This window comes from Caenimonas sedimenti (assembly GCF_007833165.1).
In the GTDB taxonomy this organism is placed as follows: Bacteria; Pseudomonadota; Gammaproteobacteria; order Burkholderiales; family Burkholderiaceae_C; genus Ramlibacter; species Ramlibacter sedimenti.
Window position 1 is genome coordinate 193,084 of record NZ_VOBQ01000008.1, and the last position, 20,186, is coordinate 213,269.

Genomic DNA, 20,186 nt, shown 5'->3' on the forward strand with positions numbered 1-20,186 from the left:
GGAGCCGCATTGCTCATCGAAACCCACCTCGGGCGAGTCGCGCCCGGCGAGTGCGACCACCTCGGCCATATGAACGTGCAGTTCTACGTCGCCAAGGTCTCCGACGCGGCCTGGCATGTGATGGCCTCGATCGGCATCACGCCGGCCTTTATCCGCGAGCGCCGCCAGGCACCGGCTGCGGTCAAGCAGGAGATTGCCTACCTCAAGGAACTGCGCGCCGGCGACCTGCTGCGCATGGACAGCGGGGTCCTCGAGGCCAGCGAGAAGCGGCTCACCTTCTACCACCGGCTGACGAACGTCGAGACCGGGCAGGTGGCGATGACGTCCAAGGTCTACACCGTCAACATGGACCTCGACGCGCGCCGCTCGACGCTGCTGGACCCGGCCATCCTGGCCAGAGCGCTGGAACGCCTGTTGCCGGGAGGCGCACCGTGAGCGTGCCGACCTTCATCACGGGGCGGGGTGCCATCAACCTGTGGGAATGCGACCAGTGGGGGCACCTCAACGTCCAGTTCTACCTGGCCAAGGCGAGCGATGCCCAGGCTCATCTGATCGCGCATCTGGGCCTGGTGCCGTCGCGCCTGCGCAATAGCGCGGGAAGCCTGATGCCCGCGACCGACCGCGCGCTGTTCAAGCGCGAATTGCGCGCCGGCGACATCTATTTCATTCGTTCGGGCATTCGCGCCGTGGCGGCAGACGGCACGCTGGAGATCGCCAGCCGCATGGTCAACCAGGAGACCGGCATTGAATCGGCGGCGTTCGAGACGCGCCTGCGCTGGGTCGGACCAGACCGCACGACGCCCTTGCCCTGGCCCGGCGATGTGGCGGCCGCCGCCGCAAAGCTCGCGGGCGAACTGGGGGAACTGCGGCGACCTCAGCCGATGGCAAGCCTGCTGCCAGCGCAACGGCAGCTTGAGCGCCTCCTGCTGACCTACCGCGGATCGGTCGAGGCCTGGGAGTGCGATTCCGACGGCGTGGCACCGCCACGCGCTCACATTGCGCGCTTCAACGACGCGATCACGCACCTGTTCCGGGCGATGAAGATTGACCGCGCCGAACTGTTCGTGAGCGGGCTGGGATCGGCGGCGCTCGACTACGACATCGCGTATCACCGGCCGCTGCGGTCCGGCACGGCGGTGGAGATTCGCAGCGGCATGCTCGCGCTGAGCGACAAGGTCTATCACCTGGTTCACTGCATTCTCGATTCCGCCAGCGGTGAACGCATCACCACGATCGTTGTTGCCGCGCTGTTCTTCGACCTGGCGGCGCGCAAGTCGGTACCGATACCGGCTGCGGTCCGGGCCGAAGCCCAGCGTCTCCTTGCAGGAGCGTGACATGAGCCAGCCCCCACCCAGCGCGCTGGCCGGCCTGCGCGTCCTCGATCTCTCGCGGGTGCTGGCCGGCCCGCTGTGCGCGCAGATGCTCGCCGACCACGGTGCCAGCGTCATCAAGCTGGAACCGCCCGATGGCGACGAGGCGCGGCGCTTCGGTCCGCCCCTGGATGAACGCGGTGAGACGGCGTATTTCGGCGCGCTGAACCGGGGCAAGCGATCGATCGCGGTCGACCTGTCGCGCCCCGTGGGCCGCGTGGTGCTCGAGCGCCTGCTCGCCGATTCCGACGTGCTGATCGAGAACTTCCTGCCCGGGACGATGGAGAAGTGGGGCCTTGGCTACGACGCGACGCTCGCAGCGCGTCACCCGAGGCTGATCTATTGCAGCGTCAGCGGCTTCGGCGCGGACGGGCCGCTGGGCGGACTGCCCGGGTACGACGCCGTGCTGCAGGCGATCTGCGGCCTGATGAGCGTCAACGGCACGCCCGACTCAGGCGCGTTGCGGCTCGGTGTGCCGGTGGTCGACTACCTCACGGGCTACAACGCGTTCAGCGGCGTGCTGCTGGCGCTCGCGGCGCGCGAGCGCAGCGGCCTTGGCCAGCGTGTGGAGGCTACGCTCTTTGACACCGGCCTGGCGCTCCTGGTGCCACATGCGTCGAACTGGTTCTACTCAGGACGCGTTCCGCAGCGCATGGGCAGCGCCCATCCGAACATCGCGCCCTACGACCGCTACGCGGCCTCGGACGGCGACGTGTTCCTCGGCGTCGTCAACAACGGGCAGTTCAAGCGCTTCTGCGAATGCGTGTCCCGTCCCGACCTGGCCGCGGACCCGCGCTTCGTCGACAGCGCGGCGCGGCTGGCCAACCGCGAGCCGCTGCGCGCGGAGATCGAGCGGACCCTGGTCAACTTCCCGGCGGCCACACTGTGCGAGAGCCTGATGCGCCACGGCGTGCCGGCCGGGCCGGTCAACGACGTGGCACAGGCGTTGTCGCAGCCGCACGCCGCGCACCGCGGCATGGTGGTGGACCAGCAGGGCCATCGCTCGCTGGGCCTGCCGGTCAAGCTGTCGGCCAGTCCGGGACGTGCTGGCGCGCTGCCGCCGCGGCTGAGCGAGCACGCGCACACCATTCTGGCGGAGTTGGGCTACGACAGCGCGGCCATCGAGGCGCTGCACGCCGATCGCACCATCGGGCGACCGCCTGCGTGATGTCCAGCGATCCGCTCTACCCGTGCCAGGGTCGTGCGCCCATCACGCTCAGGCCCTGCGTTGATCGAAAGCCCGCCCATAGACCATCGAGGCGATGGTGTTGCGCAGTATCTCGGTGGTGCCGCCGCCAAGCGCGAAGCCGCGCGAATCACGCACCATGCGCTCCAAAGGCAGCGCACGTGTGAACCCGGCGTGGCCGTGGATCTGCAGCGCCTCGTTGGTGACACGCTGCACCATCTCGTTGGCGTAGAGCTTGGCCATCGCTGCTTCCAGCGGGTCGGGAAAGCCGTCGACCAGGTTCGTCGCCGCGCGGTAGATCATCAGGCGCGCGGCATGCAATTGCACCGCCATATCGGCGACCTTCCACTGCAGCCCCTGGAACTCGCAGATCGGCCGGCCGAACTGCTCGCGCTCCTGGGAGTACTTCCTGGCCGCCTCGTAGGCGGCCTGCGCCACGCCCAGGCACATGGCAGCGTTGCCGACGCGCTCGGGTCCGAAGGAGCTCATCAGGCGTTTGAAGCTGCGCGTCGAGTCGGGGTCACCGGCCAGGATGACGTTTTGCGTCGGTACCCGGCAATGGTCGAAATAGAGCTCAACCTCGGGAATGCCGCGCCCGCCCATCTTGCGGTCAGGGTGACCGACTTCGAAGCCCTTCATGCCGCGCTCGACCACCAGCGCGCCGATGCCGCGCGGTCCTTGCGTCTTGCCCCAGCGCGCGAACACGAAAACGTGGCTGGCCAGGTGGCCGCCGGTGCAATAGGCCTTCTGCCCGTTGAGCACGATGTGGTCGCCATCCGGCACGGCCGAGGTGATCATGTCGGTCATCGCCGAGCCGGCGCCGGGCTCGCTGATGCCGATGGCGAAGCTGTAGTCGCCGTTCGCGCAGCCCGGCAGCCAGCGCTGCTTCTGCTCTTCGGATGCCAGCACCGCCAGCGCGCGCGACGGCCCGTTGAGCGCGATCTGCGCCACAAGCGCGGTGTTGAAGCACACCCGCGCCACTTCCTCCAGAAGGATGGTGCCCTGGATCACCGGCGCGCCCGAGCCGCCGTAGGCCTCGGGGATGACCATGCCGAGGTAGCCGAGTTTGGCGAGCAGGTCGCGGTTCTCGGTCGGGAATTCCTCCTTCTCATCCCAGTACGCGGCCTTGGCGCTGAAGGCGCGCTCGGCGGTCTTGCGGATTTCCTGGCGGAAGGCTTCGAGGTCGGGGTCGAGCTGGAACATGTTGGTACTCCGGGGTCAATGGCCGACGAATCGGGGTTTGCGCTTCTCCATGAAGGCCGCGACGCCTTCCTTGCGGTCGTCGCTGTGCAACACCAGGTTCTGGGCCTGGGCTTCGTAATCGAGAAACGCCTCGAGGCTGGGTTGCGTCGCGTTGCGGAACATGCGCTTGCCGACCGCGAGCGCGAAGGTGGCCGATTCCGCCAGTTCCTCGGCCAGCGCCACGGCCCGAGCGTCGAGTTGCTCGTCGGGCAGCACCTCGTTGACCAGCCCGAGCTGCCGGCCTTCCTCGGCCGGCACCATGCGCGCCGTCATCATCAGCTCGCGCGCTCGCAGCATGCCTATGTACTGGGTCAGGAAGTAGGCCGCTGCGCCGTCGGGCGCGAGTCCGATCTTCTTGAACACCAGGCTGAATTTGGCGTTGTCGGAGGCAAGAATCAGGTCGCAGGCCAGCGCCAGGCTCCAGCCGACGCCCACCGTCGCGCCACGCACCACGGCGATCACCGGCTTGTCGAGGTTGGCCAGTCCGGCAATGACGCGGTGCGCGCGCTGGATGCGCTGGCGGCCGGACAGCACGTCCAGCCCCTGCATCGTGCCAACGTCGGCACCGGCGCAAAAGGCCCGGCCCTCGCCGCGCAGCAGCACGGCGCGCACGTCACGGTCAAGCTGCAACGCCACGGTCGCAGCCGACAGCTGCTCCATCATCTCCGGAGTCAGCGCGTTCAAGCGCTCGGGCCGGGCCAGGACCACATGCGCGACCGCGCCGTGGCGCTCGATTCGAACCGTCATGCTTGTCTCCAGATGTGGCCGGGATTGCTAAGGCCGGCTCAGGCGCCGGGGAAGATGTGCCCGGCGATCACGTTCTTCTGGGTCTGCGTGGTGCCGCCGGTCAGCGTGAGCATGCGCACGTCGCGCACCATGCGTTCCAGCGGCAGCGAGCCGAAGTAGCCGTAGCCGCCGAACATCTGCTGGCACTGAACGGTCACGCGCTGCGCCATTTCGGTGGCGAAAACCTTCGCGATCGAGCACAGCTGCGGGTCGGGCTTGCCGGCGTCGATCAGCGCCAGTGCCTTGTAGCAAAGGCATCGCGCGGCCTCGATCTCGATCAGCGCGTCGGCCATCATCCAGCGCAGGCCCTGCATCTCGCTGAGCTTCTGGCCGAATTGCTCGCGCACCTTCATGTACTCGCGCGCCAGGTCGAACGCTCCCTCGGCCACACCCAGCGCCATCACGCCCATGCCGACGCGCGTGCCGTTGTAGATCGTCAGCGGCCTGACAAAGCCACGGGAGTTCAGCGGGTCGCCCAGGGTCACGACGTTGGTCGCCGGCACGCGCACGTTGTCGAAGAACAGCTCGTTCTCGGCCGCGCCGCGCACACCCATCTTGCCCTCGAGCTTGCGCACCGTCAGCCCCGGCCGGCCACGTTCGACGATGATGGTGCCGATGCCCTTGGCCCCGCTCGACGGCCCGAATCGCACATAGACCAAGTGCATGTCGGCGCGGTCGCCGAACGTCGTGAAGATCTTGCTGCCGTTGATCAGGTAGTCGTCGCCGTCCCGCACGGCCGCTGTTCGGATCGCGGTGCCGTCGGAGCCGGCCTGCGGCTCGGTCCAGGCGATGCTGCATTCGAGTTCGCCGCCGACGAAGCGCGGCACCAAGCGCCGCTTGAGATCCTCGGGCCCGTGGTTGGCGATGATCCGTGGCGACACGTTCTGATCGTGGACGATCATCGCCGTCAGCAGGTCGACCTTGGCGAGTTCCTCGATCACCAGATAGGTACTGACCAGACCGGCACCGGAGCCACCGTATTCCTTGCCGACGCTCAGGCCCAGGTAGCCGAGTTCGGCCAGGCGGTGTTTGTTCTCTTCCGGAAACGCTTCTTCGCGGTCCCAGCGCGCGGCCTTGTCGCGAAACTCGTTCTGCGCGAGCCTGCGCGCGGCATCGCGCAACTGCACTTGTTCCTCGGTCAGATCGAAGTCCATGCTCACTTGGTTTTCAAGCCCATCAGCCCGGCAATCAGGTTGCGCTGCATCTGCGAGGTGCCCGCGGTGATGGTGGTGGCGCGCGCATCGCGGTAGTGGCGCTGCATGTCGAATTCCATGATGTAGCCGTAGCCGCCCATGATCTGCATGCCCTGGTTGGCGATGTTGGCGTAGGCCTCCGAGCCGAACAGCTTGGCCTGCGAGATGGCCATCAGCGCGTCCTCGCCGCGCGACAGTTGCCAGGCGGCCCGCCACATCATCAGCCGGCTGGCCTCGACCGCGGTCTGCATGTCGGCCAGCATGTGGGCGATGGCCTGGAAAGTGCCGATCGGCTTGCCGAACTGCTTGCGTTCCTTGGCGTAGGCCAGGGCCAGGTCGACCGCCGCCTGCGCGCCGCCGACATAGCCTGCCGCCGTCATCAGGCGTTCGAGCTGCAGACCCGACAGCATGTAGCCCCAGCCCTTGTTTGCCTCGCCGACGAGGTGGTCGGCGGGCACGCGGACGTCGTCGAAGAACACCTCGTAGGTGCCCAGCGAACGGCGGCCCAGCGTGTCCAACTTGCGTAGCGTGATGCCCGGCGTGTCCTTGTCGACCAGGAACAGCGACAGCGCCTGCTGGTGCGGCCCGTCGGCTTGCGTGCGCGCGTACAGGTTGATGACGTTCTTGTCGGCGCCGGCGCCGGTCGAGAACACCTTCTGGCCGTTGATGACCCACGCGTCACCGTCGCGCCGCGCGCTCGTGCGCATCGCACCGGCATCCGACCCCGCACCCGGCTCGGTCATCGAGATCGACATCCGGATGCTGCCGTCAAGCAGCTTCGGCAACCAGTGCGCGCGCTGCGCCTCGGTTCCGTTGTGCAAGATGTTGAGGCCGTTGAAGACGCAGGTGCCGTAGGCACCGAGGAAATCGTAGCTCTTGCGACCGAGCTCCTCGGCGATCACGGCGAAGTCGATCACACTGCCGCCCAGCCCACCGACCGACTCGGGAAACGGCATGCGCAGCAGGCCCATCTCGACAAAGGCATCGTACAGCTCGTAGGGGTAGTGCGGTTCGGTGTCGCAGCGCCGGATGTATTCCGGCGTGGCGACACGGTCCAGCATCGCGCGAACACTGTCGCGCAGCAGGTTCTGTTCCTCGGTGAAGGCGAAATCCATATCGGTCCTGTCTCGCCGTTCAGCGGGCCACGAAGGGCGGCAGGCCGGTCTGCGCCGTCAGGCCGCCGTCGGCGACGAGTGCCGCGCCGGTGATGAACGAGGCCTCGTCGGAGGCCAGGAAAAGGATCGCGTTGGCGATCTCGTCGGCGTCGCCCATGCGCCCCAGGGGGTGGACGGCGGCCATCGCGCGGCGCACTTCCCCCGCGCGCTCGCCGGCCAGCACTTGCGTGACGCGGGTGTCGATGCCGCCCGGGCAGACGCAATTGACGCGAATGCCGTCGCGCGCCCACTCGAGCGCCGCCGATCGCGTGAGGTTGATGACGCCGGCCTTGGCCGCGTTGTAGGCCGACATGCCGTAGTCGCCGGCCGTACCGGAGATCGACGCCGTATTCACGACCACGCCTCGGCCCTGGCGCCGCATCTGCGGCAGGCTGTACTTCAACCCCAGGAAGACGCTGGTCAGCGTGACCGCCAGGGTCCGGTTCCAAACCTCGATCGAGCAGTCAGCCAGCAGGCCTGGCTCCCCATAGCCCGCGTTGTTCACCAGCACGTCGACGCTGCCGTAGCGGTCCAGCGCGAGTTGCAAGGTAGCCTGCATCGCACCCGGATCAGCCGCGTCCATCTTGATCCACGCCGCCTGGCCGCCCGCAGCGGTGATGCCGGCCGCCGTTTCCTCGGCGCGCTTGCCGCTCAGGTCGGCGACCACCACGCGCGCGCCCTCCCTGGCGAAGCCACGCGCGGTGGCGGCACCGATGCCGGAGCCCGCCGCGGTGACGACCGCGGTGCGCGACTTGAATCTCTCGCTCATGGCATTGTCCTTTCGCGGCCGACGCCGACGAGACCGTCAGTGCTCGACCGCGCCCTTGGGCAGGAAGGTGATGGTCTCGGTGAACTCGACCAGCACCTCGCCGTGCTGGTTGATGACCCGGTGACGCAGGTCCATCAGCGTGTAGCCGCGCGAGGTGGGCGGGCGCAACCAGGCCTCGCCTTCCACATGCACGGTGTCGCCCGGAAACAGCGCTGCCTTGACACGCGCATCCACACTGGTCATGCCGCCGAACGGGCCGTGCTCGCGCCCCTCCAGCACCTTGTCAATGATGCCGGCCACCGTGGACGCCAGCAGACCCATGCCGACAGAGATGATCATCGGCCCGGGCGCAAAGCGGTTGCGGTGCTTGCCCGACATGTTGTTCTTGATGTACTCCATGTCGATGAAGAAGGGCTCGTGCAGGCCGACGACATTGACGAAGGTGACAATGTCGGTTTCGGTGATGGTGCGGTTGTGCGTCTTGAACGGAACCGTCTGGACGCCGGCGGGTGGATCGATGGGCATTTGGGCACTCCTGCTGTGTGTGTTGGGTGATCGGCCTACTGGGCGCCGGGCTTGAGGCAATCCGGCATCGTCGCGAGCGGGAAGCCCTCGTAGGGCACAGAGCGGCTGTGCTCTTCGAGCTTCCAGGTCTGGCGCGCGTTGGGCACTCCGCCGTCGACGCGAATGAATGAACCAGTGATGTAGGCCGCGCCTTCGGACAGCAGGTAGACGATGGCCGAAGACACCTCGGCCTCGGTGCCGTAACGCTGCAGCGGCGCGGTCTTCATCAGGCTGCGGAACTTGGCCTTCATTTCCGGGCCGTAGGTGTCAAAACCGCTGCTGGCCACGAAGCCCGGGGCCACCGCGTTGACGCGTACGCCCGAGTGCCCCCACTCGCAGGCAGCGGTCTCGGTGAACGACAACATGCCCGCGCGCGCCGCGCCGCTGTGCGCCATGGTCGGCATGCCCATCCACATGTCGGCGATGATGTTGACAATGGCGCCGCCATGGGCCTCCATCCACTGCGTGTAGGCCTCACGAGAAACGAGAAAGCCGCCATGCAGGTTGTTGCGGACCACCGCGTCCCAGCCCTTGAGCGTGATGTCCCGCACCGGCTGCGGATACTGGCCGCCAGCGTTGTTGACCAGCCCGTCGATGCGGCCGTGCGCAGCGAGCACATCGGTGACCGTCTGCTTGACCCCGGCCTCGTCGCGGATGTCGCACGAGTGGATGCTGAGCCGCGCGCCCGGGGCGGCGGCCTCGATCTCCGCCTGCACCGCCTGCAGCTTTTCGAGCTTGCGGCCCACCAGCGCTACAGCGGCGCCGAGGCTGGCGAGTTCGTGCGCGGTGCAACGGCCGATGCCGCTGCCCCCGCCAGTGACGATGACGGTTTGCCCGGCGAACAGGCCGGCGCGGTAGATGGAGCGGTAGGCGGCCGTGGTCATGGCTTTCCTTCGGCGGATGGCGCCGGCTTGAGCATGAAGTTGCCGTGGCCGATGGCGATGGGTTTGTCGGGGCTGGTCTGCCAGGCCTCGATCCGCAGGTGCGCGACGCGCTGGCCCTGCTTGACCATGAAGACGTTGGCGTAGGTGTCCTCGGGCCGACCGGAGCGCAGGTACTCGAAGGTGAAGTTGATCGTCTTCGGCAGGTCCGCAGTGTCCATGTGCCACAGCAGATAGAACATGCCGGCGCACTCAAGGAACCCGCCTGTCGCGCCGCCGTGCAGTGCAGGCAATGCGGGATTGCCAATGAGCTTCGAGTCGAACGGCATGCAGGCCGTGAACTGGTCGCCTTTGATGTCCAGGCGCATGCCCAGGAAGCATGCGTAGGGCACGAGTTCCACGATCGGATTCCAGTTCCGGCTCGCACGTGCTGCGGTGACAATGGCATTCACGTTCATGGGCGGTTCTCCTGCAGTGCAGACAGGGCATCATTGAGCGCGATCACCGGGCCCCCGGTGAACATGAAGATCGCGGACGAGGTGGCGATCGGATCGTCTGGCGTTTCGTGGTAGGCGCACCCCCGGACAAACGCCAGTTCGTGACCCAGCTTGTAGCAGACCGCTCCACCGAAGATCTCCCGCCCCGGGGCGGCTGCCTTCAAATAGTCGATCCGCAGATCGAGCGTTGCCATCGGACGCAGCTTGTCCAGCCGCACGAAGATCGCCAGCCCGTAGCAGCTGTCGAGCAAGGCGGTGACGACACCGCCATGGACCACACCCGTCTGCGGATTGCCGACCAGGCGCGCATCGGGCAGCACCTTGATGACGCACCACTCCGGCTCGACCTCGTGCAGCCGCAGGCCGAGCTCGCGGCTGTAGGGCGAGATCGTGGTGATCTGCTGCCACATCCGCATCCGCTTGACACGGCCAGCATCTTCGTTCGACATCGACAATCCTTCCATCCATGCGCGCGACGCGCAATCTACATCCGCTTGGCTACTTCCTCGAGCATGACCTCGGTGGCGCCGCCGCCGATGGCCTCGACACGCGCGTCGCGCACCATGCGGGCGATCGTCGTCTCGTGCATGTAACCGAAACCCCCGTGGAACTGCTGGCAGTCGTACAGCACCTTGTTGACCAGTTCGCCGCAGAGCGCCTTGACCATCGAAACCTCCTTGACACAGTCCTTGCCCTGGGCATCGAGCCAGGCGGCGTGGTAGACCAGCGCGCGCCCAGCCTCGACCTGCGCCGCGCGCATCGCCAGGCGCTGGCGGATCGCCTGCTTGTCCCACAGCGTCGCACCGAAGGCCTTGCGCTCTCGCACGTAGTCCACCGTCATCTCGATCGCCCGCGCCGCTTCGCCCATGGCCTGGGCGCCGATCACCATGCGTTCGTTCTGGAAGTTGCGCATGATCTGGTAGAAGCCCTTGTTCTCGCCGCCCAGCAGGTTCGTGGCCGGAATGCGGCAGTTGTCGAACACCAGTTCGGCGGTGTCACTGCACAGCCAGCCGCTTTTCTTCAGCGCACGCCCGACGCGGAACCCTGGCGTGCCCTTTTCGACAATGAAGATCGAGATGCCGCGCGAACCCTTGGCCGTGAGATCGGTCTTCGCTCCCACAAAATACAGATCGCCATGCACGCCGTTGGTGATGAACATCTTGCTGCCGTCGAGAACCCAGTGATCGCCGTCGCGCACCGCGCGAGTGCGGATGCCGGCCACGTCGGAGCCGGCGTCGGGTTCGGTCACCGCCACCGCGCAGACCGTGTCGCCGCGGATCAGCGACGGCAGGTAGCGCTGCAGCTGCTCGGGCGTGCCGAAGTTGGCCAGGTGCGGCGAGGCCATGTCGGTGTGCACCGTAACCGTGACCGCGTAGCCGCCGTAGGTTGAGCGGCCGAGCTCTTCGGCCAGGATCGCGCTGTACACCGTGTCCAGGCTGGAGCCGCCGTACGTCTCGGGGTAGCGGATGCCCAGGTAGCCGAGCTCGCCCATCTGGCGCATCACCGCGCGCGGCACCATGCCCGCTTCTTCCCAGGGCGCGGCGTGCGGCACGACCTCCTGTTCGATGAAGCGGCGCAAGTTGTCGCGAAACTGGCGGTGCTCCTCGGTGAAGTAGATCGGCTCGTTCATGTTCTCTCTTCCGGTTCGATCACCACCAGCAAATCGCCGCCACGCACCGAATCACCTTCGCGACAGCGCAGGTCAGTCACGCGGCCGGCAGCGGGCGCCGCCAGCGTGTGCAGCATCTTCATCGCTTCCAGCATCACCAGCGTGTCGCCGGCGCGCACGCTCGCGCCGACGCTGACGGGCACGGAGGTCACCAGCCCCGGCATGGGCGCGCGCAGGCTGTTGCCGGCATCCGCCCCGGCCGCGTCGCCGCCTGCGAGCGCGTGGCGCACGCGATCCACCCGGGTCCAAGTGTGGGTGCCTTGCGGGCCGCACAGCCACACGCGTTCGGCGCCAGGGTCGTGCACGCGCATGAAGCGGTGCGTCGCGCTGCGACCTGCGTATTCGACATCCAGCCGTTCGCCGTCGAGCCGGGCGGCAAAGCTGAAGCTGCGCTCGCCCACCTGGACCTGCCACAGGCTGCTGCGGGCCTGCACCAACACCTGGTGCAGCGTGCGCGACGGGTCTTCGAGCAACACGCACACGCCGGCCGGCGCGGCATCACCGATCACACGCCAGGCGCCCAGTGCTTGCCAGGGCGAGGCTGTGTACAGCGCGTGGGCGGCGAGCGCGCACCCCAGCGCGGCCGTGGCCAGGGCCTCTACCGTGTCGCCGCGCGGGTGCCAGCCTTCGGGGAAGCTGCGCTCGATGTAGTGGGTGCTGAGCATCTGCCCGAAGGCCGGCGCCCGCAGCAGGTCGGCCAGGAAGCCCAGGTTACTGCGTACCCCCAGCAGCTGATACTCGTCGAGCGCGGTGGCCAGACGCCGCGCGGCCTGCTCGCGGGTGTCGGCAAAGGCTATGACCTTGGCGAGCATCGAGTCGTAATACGGTGTGACGCGGCTGGCGGCGCGCACGCCGCTGTCGACGCGCACACCTTCGCCGGCGGGCTCCGTGTAGCCGACGATCGCACCGATCTCGGGGGCGAAGCCGGCGGCCGGGTCTTCGGCGCAGACCCGCGCCTCGATCGCCCAGCCGCGGCGGCTCAGGTCCTTCTGTTCGAACGCCAGCGGCTCGCCCGCGGCGACGCGCAACTGCCATTCGACCAGGTCGATGCCCACCGTGGCCTCGGTCACCGGGTGCTCGACCTGCAGCCGGGTGTTCATCTCCAGGAAGAAGGTGTCGCCGCTGCCCGCGTCGTGGATGAATTCGATCGTGCCGGTGCTGTCATAGCCGATCGCGCGCCCGACCGCCAACGCGTGCCGGTAAAGCTGCTCGCGTTGTGCTTCCAACAGATGGGCTGCCGGCGCCTCCTCAATCACCTTCTGATGGTTGCGCTGGATCGAGCACTCGCGCTCGAACAGGTGCACCAGGTGGCCGTGCTTGTCGCCCAGCAACTGCACCTCGAGGTGGCGCGGCTCAGCGAGGTAGCGTTCGAGCAGAACACGGTCGTCGCCGAACGAGGCCTTGGCCTCGCGCCGAACGGTGTCGAGTGCCGCAGCGAATTCCTCCGCGGCGCGTACCACCCGCATGCCCTTGCCGCCGCCGCCGGCCGAAGCCTTGATCAGCACCGGGAAGCCAATGCGCGCGGCGGCCTCGCTCAGCTCCGCGGGCGCCTGGTCATCGCCGTGGTAGCCCGGCACGACCGGAACGCCATGCTCGACCGCGATGCGCTTAGATTCGATCTTCGAGCCCATCCGCCGGATCGCCTCGCGCGACGGGCCGACGAAAGCGATGCCGGCGGCCTCGCAGGCCTCGATCAACGCCAGGCTCTCGGACAGGAAGCCGTAGCCAGGGTGTACCGCCTGCGCGCCGGTGGCGCGCGCCGCGGCGACGATGGCCACAGCATCGAGGTAGCTGCGCGCGGCCTCGGGCGGTCCGATGCGCATGGCCGTGTCGCAGCTCGCGACGTGCAGCGCCTCGCGGTCGACGTCTGAATAGACGGCCACCGTGCGCAGCCCCATGCGCCGCGCTGTGCGGGCGATGCGGCAGGCGATCTCGCCGCGGTTGGCGATCAGCAGGGTGTCGAACATGGCGCCCGTTCGCTTAGGCCGCACGCCAGGCGGGAGGCCGCTTGGCGAAGAAGGCCGTGATGCCCTCGCTGCCTTCCTCGGTCTCCCAGGCATCGGCTAGCTTGTCGGCGGTGTAGATCATGCTGGTGGACAGATCGTGTTTGTCCACGTAGTCGATCAGCTTCTTGGTCGCGGCGACTGCGCCGGGTGCGCATTGGAGCAAGTCCGCGAGTTCGCGCTCGACCGCCGCGTCGAGCTGGTCGTCGGGCGTGACCTCGGAGACCAGGCCGAGGCGGCGCGCCTCCGTCGCGCTCATGCGCCGCGCGGTCAGGAAGCTCCGGCGCGCGTTGGCCTCGCCCATGCGTGCCACGACATAGGGCGCGATGTTTGCCGGCAGCAGGCCCAGGCGCACTTCGGTCAGGCAGTACACGCCGCTGTCGACCGCGATGGAGACATCGCACACCGAGATCATGCCCACGCCGCCGCCATAGGCCGGGCCGTTGATGCGCCCGATCAGCGGCATGGGCAGCTCGTTGAGCGCGCGGAACATGGTTGCCAGTTCGGCGCTGTCAGCGACGCGCTCGGCGCGCGTCTTCTTCATGTTCTGCTGCATCCAGCCGAGATCACCGCCGGCGCAGAAGGTCTTGCCGGCGCCGGTAAGCACCACGGCGCGCAGCCCGGTCGCGCCGGCCAGCCAGGCGGCTGCCTGGCGCAGCTCGGTAATTAGCGTCGCATTGAGCGCGTTGTGGGTTTCGGGCCGGTTCAGCGTGAGCCGGGCCACGCCGCGGGCGTCGATGTCGAGCAGCAGGGTTTCGAAGGCAGGGGTCTTCATCGTTTGGGCTCTCACATCCGGTAGACGGGGGTGGCGGTCTTGGACAACACGCGCCGCGTGGCCAGCGCCAGCGCCAGCGCCAGCACGCCGCGCGACTGCGATGGCGCGATCAGGCCGTCGTCCCACAGGCGCGAGGTGGCGTAGTACGGGTCGGACTGGCGGGCGTACTGCTCGCGCACGGCGCGCTCGGTCTCGGCCATGCGCGCCTCGTCGGCCGGGCCGCGCAGGTTGGAGCGCGCCAGCTCGAGCATCACGTTGCTGGCGATGTCGGCGCTCATGGTCGCGACCGAGGCACTCGGCCAGGCGAACAGGAACTCGGGCTCGAATCCGCGCCCGCACATGCCGTAGTTGCCGGCGCCGTAGGAGCCGCCGACGATGAGGGTGATCTTGGGCACGCGCGCGCACGACACCGCGTAGACCATGTTGGCGCTGTGCTTTGCGATGCCAGCGCGCTCGGCCTCGGTGCCGACCATGAAGCCGGCGATGTTCTGCAGGAACAGCAGCGGCACGCCGCGCTGGTTGGCCAGTTCGATGAAGTGCGTGCCCTTCAGCGCCGCCTCGGCCAGCAGCGCGCCGTTATTGGCCAGGATGCCCACCGGCTGGCCGTGAATCGCGCCGAAGCCGGTCACCAGGGTCGAGCCCCACTCGGGCTTGAACTCGTGCAATTCGCTGCCATCGACCAGGCGGGCGATGATCTCGCGCGCGTCGTAGGGCTGCTTGGGGTCGACCGGCACGATGGCGTCGAGCTCGGCCGGGTCGTACAGCGGCGGTCGTGGCATCAGCGCCGGCACCGGCAGCGGCGCCGGCGGCAGGCTGGCGACGATCTCGCGCAGCCGCGCCAGCGCCTGCGGCTCGTTCTCGGCCAGGTGGTCGTTGACGCCGGAGACGCGGGTATGCATCTCGGCGCCGCCGAGCGTCTCGCCGTCCACCGTCTCGTTGATTGCGATCTTCACGATCGACGGGCCGCCGAGGTGGATACGTGCATTGCCGCGCACCATCACCACTTCGTCCGACAGCGCCGGGATGTAGGCCCCGCCCGCAGTGCAGCCCCCGAACACGGCCGAGATCTGCGGCACGCCGTCCTGCGACATGCGGCATTGCTGGAAGAAGTTGTTCCCGAAGTGATCGCGGTCGGGGAACACCCGGTCCTGCTCGGGCAGGAAGGCACCGCCGCAGTCGACCAGGTACAAGCACGGCAAGCGCAGCCGCCACGCGATCTCCTGCGCGCGGCGGTGCTTCTTCACCGTTTCGTGGAAGAAGGAACCGCCCTTCACGGTGGCGTCGTTGGCGATGAACATGCACGGCTGGCCCGCGACGATGCCGATGCCGGTGACGATGCCGGCCGCCGGCACCTCGTTGCCGTACTGGCCCCACGCGGCGAGCGGGGAGAGCTCGAGGAAGGCGCTCGCGTCGTCGAGCACGAAGTCGATGCGCTCGCGCACCAGCAACTTACCGCGGCCGCGGTGGCGAAGGATGTGCGCGTCGCGGCCGCCCGTGGCGGCCAGCACTAGGCGCTCGCGCAGCAGTTCGAGCTGCTGTCGGCCGCGCGCCGCGGCCGCGACGCCGGCACCCGAGCGCCAATCGACGCGACTGGTCATCACTGCCATGGGCGGTGCCCTTTCGAGACGGCCGGTGAAGCCGGTTGCAGACGCCAGGAACTCTTCATTGGACTTCCGATCCTCGGCAGCGCCGATGCGCATGCGTATCGCCACGCCGCCTTCCTCGCATTCTGCCATCAAACATACGTTAGTTAGCTGACTTGTTTGGAGGGAAGCAGGGTGTGGGGGTGATGGAGGCTGCAGAATCGGCGCAAGGTCAACCACGCGGCAGGGCATCGTCCTTGACCCGAGACAAGGGCCACAGGGCCGAGAAAGTGACCAGCGCGGTGAAGCCAAAGGCAGCCCCAAAACTCGCACCGGCGGCGACCACCAGGCTGAAGATTGACGGCCCCACGACATAGGCCAGCAGCAACAGCAACGTGGCGCCGGTCATGGTCTCGTTCAGCGTTTCCGGCGGCGCCAGGCGCGCGACTTCGGCGAACTGCACGCCGTTCCAGCTGGCCACCGTCAAACCGGCCAGCACCGCCAGCGCGACCACGCTCCAGGTCGGCCAGGCCGGCGTGCAGAACGCCAGCGCCAGCGTGGTCAGGCCCGACCCGATCACCGCCCACCGCAGCACGCGCAGCCCGTCGCCCAGCCGATCCGAGATGAAGCCGGCCAGCGGCCGGCCTAGCGCGCTGACCAACTGCATCAGCGCGAAAAGCGCGCCGGCGGCTGTGAGCGTCCATTGCAGCTCGACCACCAGGTAGGTGACGAGGAACGCGAACCACGCGCTCTGCCCCGCGCCCAGGCAGCCGCCCGCCAAGCCCATGCGGCGCAAGGCCGGCATCGCCACCAGCACCGCGAGCGGCTGACGCAGGTTGTTTGGCGACAGGAACATCCGCCAGTTCAGCCGCAGCGTGGTCTCGCGCGCAGCGTCGACGCGGGCCCGCAACGGCTGCACCGCGAAGAGTGTCAGCGCCCCCAACGCGGCGGCGATGGCCACGGCCAGGCCGATGCCCAGCGTCTGCGAGGCCCAGGGCATCAGCAGCCCGGCGATCACGCCGCCGAGCGGCACGCCGGCCTGCTTGACCGAGAACATCAGGTTGCGATGCCGCGGCGGCGCGAAGCGCTGCAGCACGTCCATGCCGGCCGACGACGGTGGCCCGATCGACAAGCCGATCAGCAAGGTGCCGACCACCAGCGCAATGGCCTCCGGCACCGCGCTCAGCAACGCGCCGAGCACACCCAGCGCTAGGCCAATCTGGAGGTTGCGCATCGAGCCCAGGCGCCGCAGCAGCGGCATGCCCAGCAGCAGCGCGACGACCGAGGCGCCGGTGATCATCGACGAGAGGTAACCCACGCTCTCGACCGGCCAGCCGATGCGCGGTGCGAGCGAAGGCGCCAGCGTCGGCGCGATGCGCGACAGGAAGGACACGGCCGTCTGCACCGCCAGCATCGCAAGCAGCGGGCCCAACCAGTCTTCATCGCGGCCGGTCTGCAGGCCCGGCGGGTCTTTGGGGCCGGCCGCCGTCATCCAGTGGCCGGCGGCGCGAGCGAGGGCAAGGTCACCCGCGCATCGCGGCCAGCGTGCCGCTGTGCATCAGGTGGCCGTTCAGCGGCCGGCCGATGATGCGTTCCGCCAGACGCGAGGCCTCGACCAGCTTCTCCAGGTCGATGCCGGTCGAGATGCCCAGCTCCTCGCACATGAACGCCATGTCCTCCGTACAGACGTTGCCGGCCGCAGAGCCGGTCTTGTGCTCGGCGAAGGGGCAGCCACCCAGGCCGGCGACCGAACTGTCGAACAACTCCACGCCCATCTGCAGCGCCGCGTAGACGTTGGCGCCGCCCAGCCCGCGTGTGTCGTGCAGGTGCAGGCCGATGCGCGCCTGAGGCACGATCTCGCGCACCGCGCCGACGCGGCGCTTGATCTCTTCCGGGTTGGCCCAGCCCATCGTGTCGGCCAGATAGAAGGCAGGGAACGGGATACGCCGGTCTGCACACACGTCGGCCAGCCAGCGCACGATGTCGGTGATTGCTGAGACCGGCACCGGTCCGCCGAGGTTGCAGCCGAAGGACGTGACCACATAGGCCTGTTCGAGCGGGATGCCCAGCGCGATGTAGCAGTCGATCCAGCGGAGCTGGCGCTCGCGGTTCTCGGCCACGCTGCAGTTGTTGTTGCGCTGCGAGAACGGCTCGGTCACGTAGAACACGATCTTGCCGTCGAGGTCGACCTGTTCGCAGGCGCGCGCTCGCTCGAAGCCGTTGTCGTTGAGCCAGAGCGCGGTGTAGCGCGTGCCCGGCCGCTTCTTCAGCCGCGCGAACAGCTCGGGCGAATCGGCCATCTGCGGCACCGCGCGCGGGCTCACGAAAGACGCGCACTGCACCTGCTTCAGGCCGGTGGCGGCGAGCGCGTCGATGAGTTCCAGGCGGTCGGCCAGCGGGTAGGTCGCCTTCTCCATCTGGAAGCCCTCGCGCGGGCCCTCTTCATGGAACTCGACCTGCTTCGGGAATGACGTCATGGGTTGCTCCTTGCTTGCGCAGACTATTCGAGCGGCGCGACCTCGGCCAGCACCTGGTGCCGCTCGACCATGTCACCGACCTTGCAGCGCAGAGTTGCGACGCTGCCGTCGAACGGGGCGGCGACGTGCAGTTCCATCTTCATCGACTCGAGCACGATCACCGTCTGGCCGATCTTCACCGCATCGCCGACCGCGGCCTTGAGGGCCACCACCTTGCCCATCATCGGCGCGCCGAGCTGCCCGCCCGCGGCGGCGTCTGCGAGCGCACCGCCAAGGTAAGGCGTGCAGTCGAACACGCTGCGCCCGAGCGGACTCGACAGCTCGATGCTGTGGGCATCGCCGACGAGCGCGAGCTCGAGCGTTCGGCCGCCGAAGTGCAGCAGCCGATGGCCACTGGGCAGCACGGCCAGCGACACGCGTTCGTGCGCATCGCCAAGCACGAGCTCGATGCTGCCGTCGGTCTGCGGCGCGCCGAAGCGCACCGGCCATTCGTCCGTGCCGCTCTTGAGCACCAGGTTCGGCAGCGGCGCCGGCGCGGGCCCGCCGTTGGCCAGGCGCCAGCCGGTGAAACCCCGCGCTTGGCTCCAGCAGCCGAGTTCCGGGGTCGCAGCGCGCTGGGTGGCGATCCAGTGCAGCGCAGCCGCGGCCACGTGCTCGGCCGGCACGACAGGAGCCGCGCGGGCAGTCGCAGCATCGGCCGCGAACGACTCGTCGATCAGGCGCGTGTGGAAAGTCGCCGCGATGGTCTGCGGCCAGTGCAGCAGCTCGTGTAGGAACTGCAGATTGGTCGTCAGGCCGATCACCGTGCTGTCGCGCAGACCCGCAGCGAGCGCGCGGCGCGCGGCCTCGCGGTTCGGGCCGCGCGACACCAGCTTGGCGATCATCGAATCGTAGTACGGCGAAATCTCGTCGCCGCTCTCGACGCCCGACTCGATGCGCACCGCGGCGCGCGAGAAGTCGACCCGGTCCAGCCGCCCGGTGGTCGGCAGGAAGCCGGCTTCGGCATCCTCGGCACACAGCCGCGCCTCAAAGGCGTGACCGTCACAGCGCACGTCGGCCTGCATGAGCGGCAGCCGATCGGTGTCGGCGATGCGCAGTTGCAGCTCGACCAGGTCGAGTCCGGTCACTTCCTCGGTGACCGGATGCTCGACCTGCAGGCGCGGGTTGACCTCGAGGAAGTGGTGCTCGTCCCCCGTCACGACGAACTCGACCGTGCCGAGGCCGCGGTAGTTCACCCCGGCGGCGAGCTTGACCGCATCGGCCAGGAGGCGCTCGCGCAAGGCTGCCGGCAGGCCGGCGCTCGGCGCCTCCTCGATCACCTTCTGGTGACGCCGCTGCAGCGTGCATTCGCGTTCAAACAGGTGGATCGCGTGGCCCTGCCCGTCGCCGGCGACCTGCACCTCGATGTGGCGCACGCGCGGCAGATAGCGCTCGACGATCAGCTCACCCTTGCCGAAGGCCTTCTCGGCCTCCCGCATCGCACTTTCGACGCGTGCGTCCAGCCCGTCGAGGGTCTCGACCACCGCCATGCCGCGGCCACCGCCGCCGGCGACGGCCTTCAGCAGCACCGGCAGCGGCATGCCGCGCACGGCGTTCACCACCTCGGCGGCGACGTTCATGCCGCCCTCGCTGCCCGCGATCACTGGCACGCCCAGGCGCGCGGCCTCGCGCTTGGCCTGCGCCTTGCCGCCCAGGCGTTCCATGGTTTCGGCCGTGGGGCCGATGAAGATCAGCCCGGCGGCGTCGAGCGCGCGCACGAAATCCGGGTTCTCGGAGACGAAGCCGAAGCCGGGATGCACTGCGTCGGCGCCGACGCGCAGCGCTGCCGCGACGATGGCGTCGATGCGCAGGTAGCTGTCGGACGGTGCCGCGCCGCCGAGTTCGACCGATTCACCGATCTCGCGCACATGGCGCGCATGCCGGTCGACGCTCGAATGCACGGTGGCGACCTTCAGCCCGAGGCGCCGGCAGGTGCGCGCGATGCGGCAGGCGATTTCACCGCGGTTGGCGATCAGGACCTTGTGGATGCGTTGCATG

The 20,186-nt window shown here is 68.4% G+C and carries 19 protein-coding genes; 3 read left to right on the plus strand and 16 right to left on the minus strand.

What is annotated here, in order from left to right; all coding sequences use genetic code 11:
- Nucleotides 1-9 precede the first annotated feature (9 nt).
- Genes FN976_RS10540 through FN976_RS10550 form a run of 3 tightly spaced genes read left to right on the plus strand, consistent with a single transcriptional unit; the run spans nt 10 to nt 2,538 of the window.
- A complete protein-coding gene (locus FN976_RS10540) occupies nt 10-435 on the plus strand; it encodes an acyl-CoA thioesterase (protein WP_145892965.1) in 426 nt (141 codons plus the stop codon).
- Complete coding sequence (locus FN976_RS10545; RefSeq protein WP_145892966.1) at nt 432-1,334, plus strand: acyl-CoA thioesterase; 903 nt, start codon at nt 432-434, stop codon at nt 1,332-1,334. Before FN976_RS10540 ends, FN976_RS10545 begins: the two co-directional genes overlap by 4 nt.
- Nucleotide 1,335: 1 nt before the next feature.
- Nucleotides 1,336-2,538, plus strand: coding sequence for a CaiB/BaiF CoA transferase family protein (locus tag FN976_RS10550; protein WP_145892967.1), 1,203 nt, complete (start codon nt 1,336-1,338; stop codon nt 2,536-2,538).
- 48 nt (nt 2,539-2,586) lie between these two features.
- On the opposite strand, the gene FN976_RS10555 is transcribed toward FN976_RS10550, so the two are convergent.
- The 16 genes from FN976_RS10555 to FN976_RS10630 all read right to left on the minus strand — a co-directional run bounded on the left by FN976_RS10555 (nt 2,587) and on the right by FN976_RS10630 (nt 20,185).
- On the minus strand, nt 2,587-3,759 hold the full coding sequence (locus tag FN976_RS10555) for an acyl-CoA dehydrogenase family protein (protein WP_145892968.1): 1,173 nt from the start codon (nt 3,757-3,759) through the stop codon (nt 2,587-2,589).
- 15 nt (nt 3,760-3,774) lie between these two features.
- Nucleotides 3,775-4,545 carry an enoyl-CoA hydratase/isomerase family protein gene (locus FN976_RS10560; RefSeq protein ID WP_145892969.1) on the minus strand — a complete coding sequence of 257 codons (771 nt, stop codon included), beginning with the start codon at nt 4,543-4,545 and terminating at the stop codon, nt 3,775-3,777.
- Between the two features lie 38 nt (nt 4,546-4,583).
- Nucleotides 4,584-5,738 (minus strand): acyl-CoA dehydrogenase family protein, encoded by a 1,155-nt coding sequence (locus FN976_RS10565; protein WP_145892970.1) that lies wholly within the window; start codon nt 5,736-5,738, stop codon nt 4,584-4,586.
- Nucleotides 5,739-5,740: 2 nt separating this feature from the next.
- Nucleotides 5,741-6,892: an acyl-CoA dehydrogenase family protein gene (locus FN976_RS10570; RefSeq protein ID WP_145892971.1), complete on the minus strand. Its 1,152-nt coding sequence runs from the start codon at nt 6,890-6,892 to the stop codon at nt 5,741-5,743.
- A 19-nt stretch (nt 6,893-6,911) separates the two neighbouring features.
- Nucleotides 6,912-7,700 (minus strand): SDR family NAD(P)-dependent oxidoreductase, encoded by a 789-nt coding sequence (locus FN976_RS10575; RefSeq protein ID WP_145892972.1) that lies wholly within the window; start codon nt 7,698-7,700, stop codon nt 6,912-6,914.
- Between the two features lie 36 nt (nt 7,701-7,736).
- The gene (locus tag FN976_RS10580) at nt 7,737-8,225 is read right to left on the minus strand and encodes a MaoC family dehydratase (RefSeq protein ID WP_145892973.1); all 489 of its coding nucleotides are present in this window, start codon (nt 8,223-8,225) and stop codon (nt 7,737-7,739) included.
- Nucleotides 8,226-8,260: 35 nt separating this feature from the next.
- Nucleotides 8,261-9,148 carry an SDR family oxidoreductase gene (locus tag FN976_RS10585; protein ID WP_145892974.1) on the minus strand — a complete coding sequence of 296 codons (888 nt, stop codon included), beginning with the start codon at nt 9,146-9,148 and terminating at the stop codon, nt 8,261-8,263.
- Nucleotides 9,145-9,603 carry a PaaI family thioesterase gene (locus FN976_RS10590; RefSeq protein WP_145892975.1) on the minus strand — a complete coding sequence of 153 codons (459 nt, stop codon included), beginning with the start codon at nt 9,601-9,603 and terminating at the stop codon, nt 9,145-9,147. The genes FN976_RS10585 and FN976_RS10590 overlap by 4 nt, the downstream gene beginning before the upstream one ends.
- A complete protein-coding gene (locus FN976_RS10595) occupies nt 9,600-10,091 on the minus strand; it encodes a PaaI family thioesterase (protein WP_145892976.1) in 492 nt (163 codons plus the stop codon). Before FN976_RS10595 ends, FN976_RS10590 begins: the two co-directional genes overlap by 4 nt.
- Nucleotides 10,092-10,126: 35 nt before the next feature.
- Entirely contained in the window at nt 10,127-11,272 is a 1,146-nt protein-coding gene (locus FN976_RS10600; protein ID WP_145892977.1) for an acyl-CoA dehydrogenase family protein, read from the minus strand.
- The gene (locus FN976_RS10605; RefSeq protein WP_145892978.1) at nt 11,269-13,278 is read right to left on the minus strand and encodes an acetyl/propionyl/methylcrotonyl-CoA carboxylase subunit alpha; all 2,010 of its coding nucleotides are present in this window, start codon (nt 13,276-13,278) and stop codon (nt 11,269-11,271) included. The genes FN976_RS10600 and FN976_RS10605 overlap by 4 nt, the downstream gene beginning before the upstream one ends.
- Before the next feature lie 13 nt (nt 13,279-13,291).
- Nucleotides 13,292-14,089 carry a crotonase/enoyl-CoA hydratase family protein gene (locus FN976_RS10610; protein ID WP_145892979.1) on the minus strand — a complete coding sequence of 266 codons (798 nt, stop codon included), beginning with the start codon at nt 14,087-14,089 and terminating at the stop codon, nt 13,292-13,294.
- Between the two features lie 11 nt (nt 14,090-14,100).
- Entirely contained in the window at nt 14,101-15,696 is a 1,596-nt protein-coding gene (locus tag FN976_RS10615) for a carboxyl transferase domain-containing protein (protein WP_145893171.1), read from the minus strand.
- Nucleotides 15,697-15,904: 208 nt separating this feature from the next.
- Nucleotides 15,905-17,164, minus strand: coding sequence for an MFS transporter (locus tag FN976_RS10620; RefSeq protein WP_145892980.1), 1,260 nt, complete (start codon nt 17,162-17,164; stop codon nt 15,905-15,907).
- Between the two features lie 31 nt (nt 17,165-17,195).
- The gene (locus FN976_RS10625) at nt 17,196-18,149 is read right to left on the minus strand and encodes a hydroxymethylglutaryl-CoA lyase (protein WP_145892981.1); all 954 of its coding nucleotides are present in this window, start codon (nt 18,147-18,149) and stop codon (nt 17,196-17,198) included.
- Nucleotides 18,150-18,172: 23 nt separating this feature from the next.
- The gene (locus FN976_RS10630) at nt 18,173-20,185 is read right to left on the minus strand and encodes an acetyl/propionyl/methylcrotonyl-CoA carboxylase subunit alpha (protein ID WP_145892982.1); all 2,013 of its coding nucleotides are present in this window, start codon (nt 20,183-20,185) and stop codon (nt 18,173-18,175) included.
- Between the last annotated feature and the right edge of the window lies 1 nt (nt 20,186).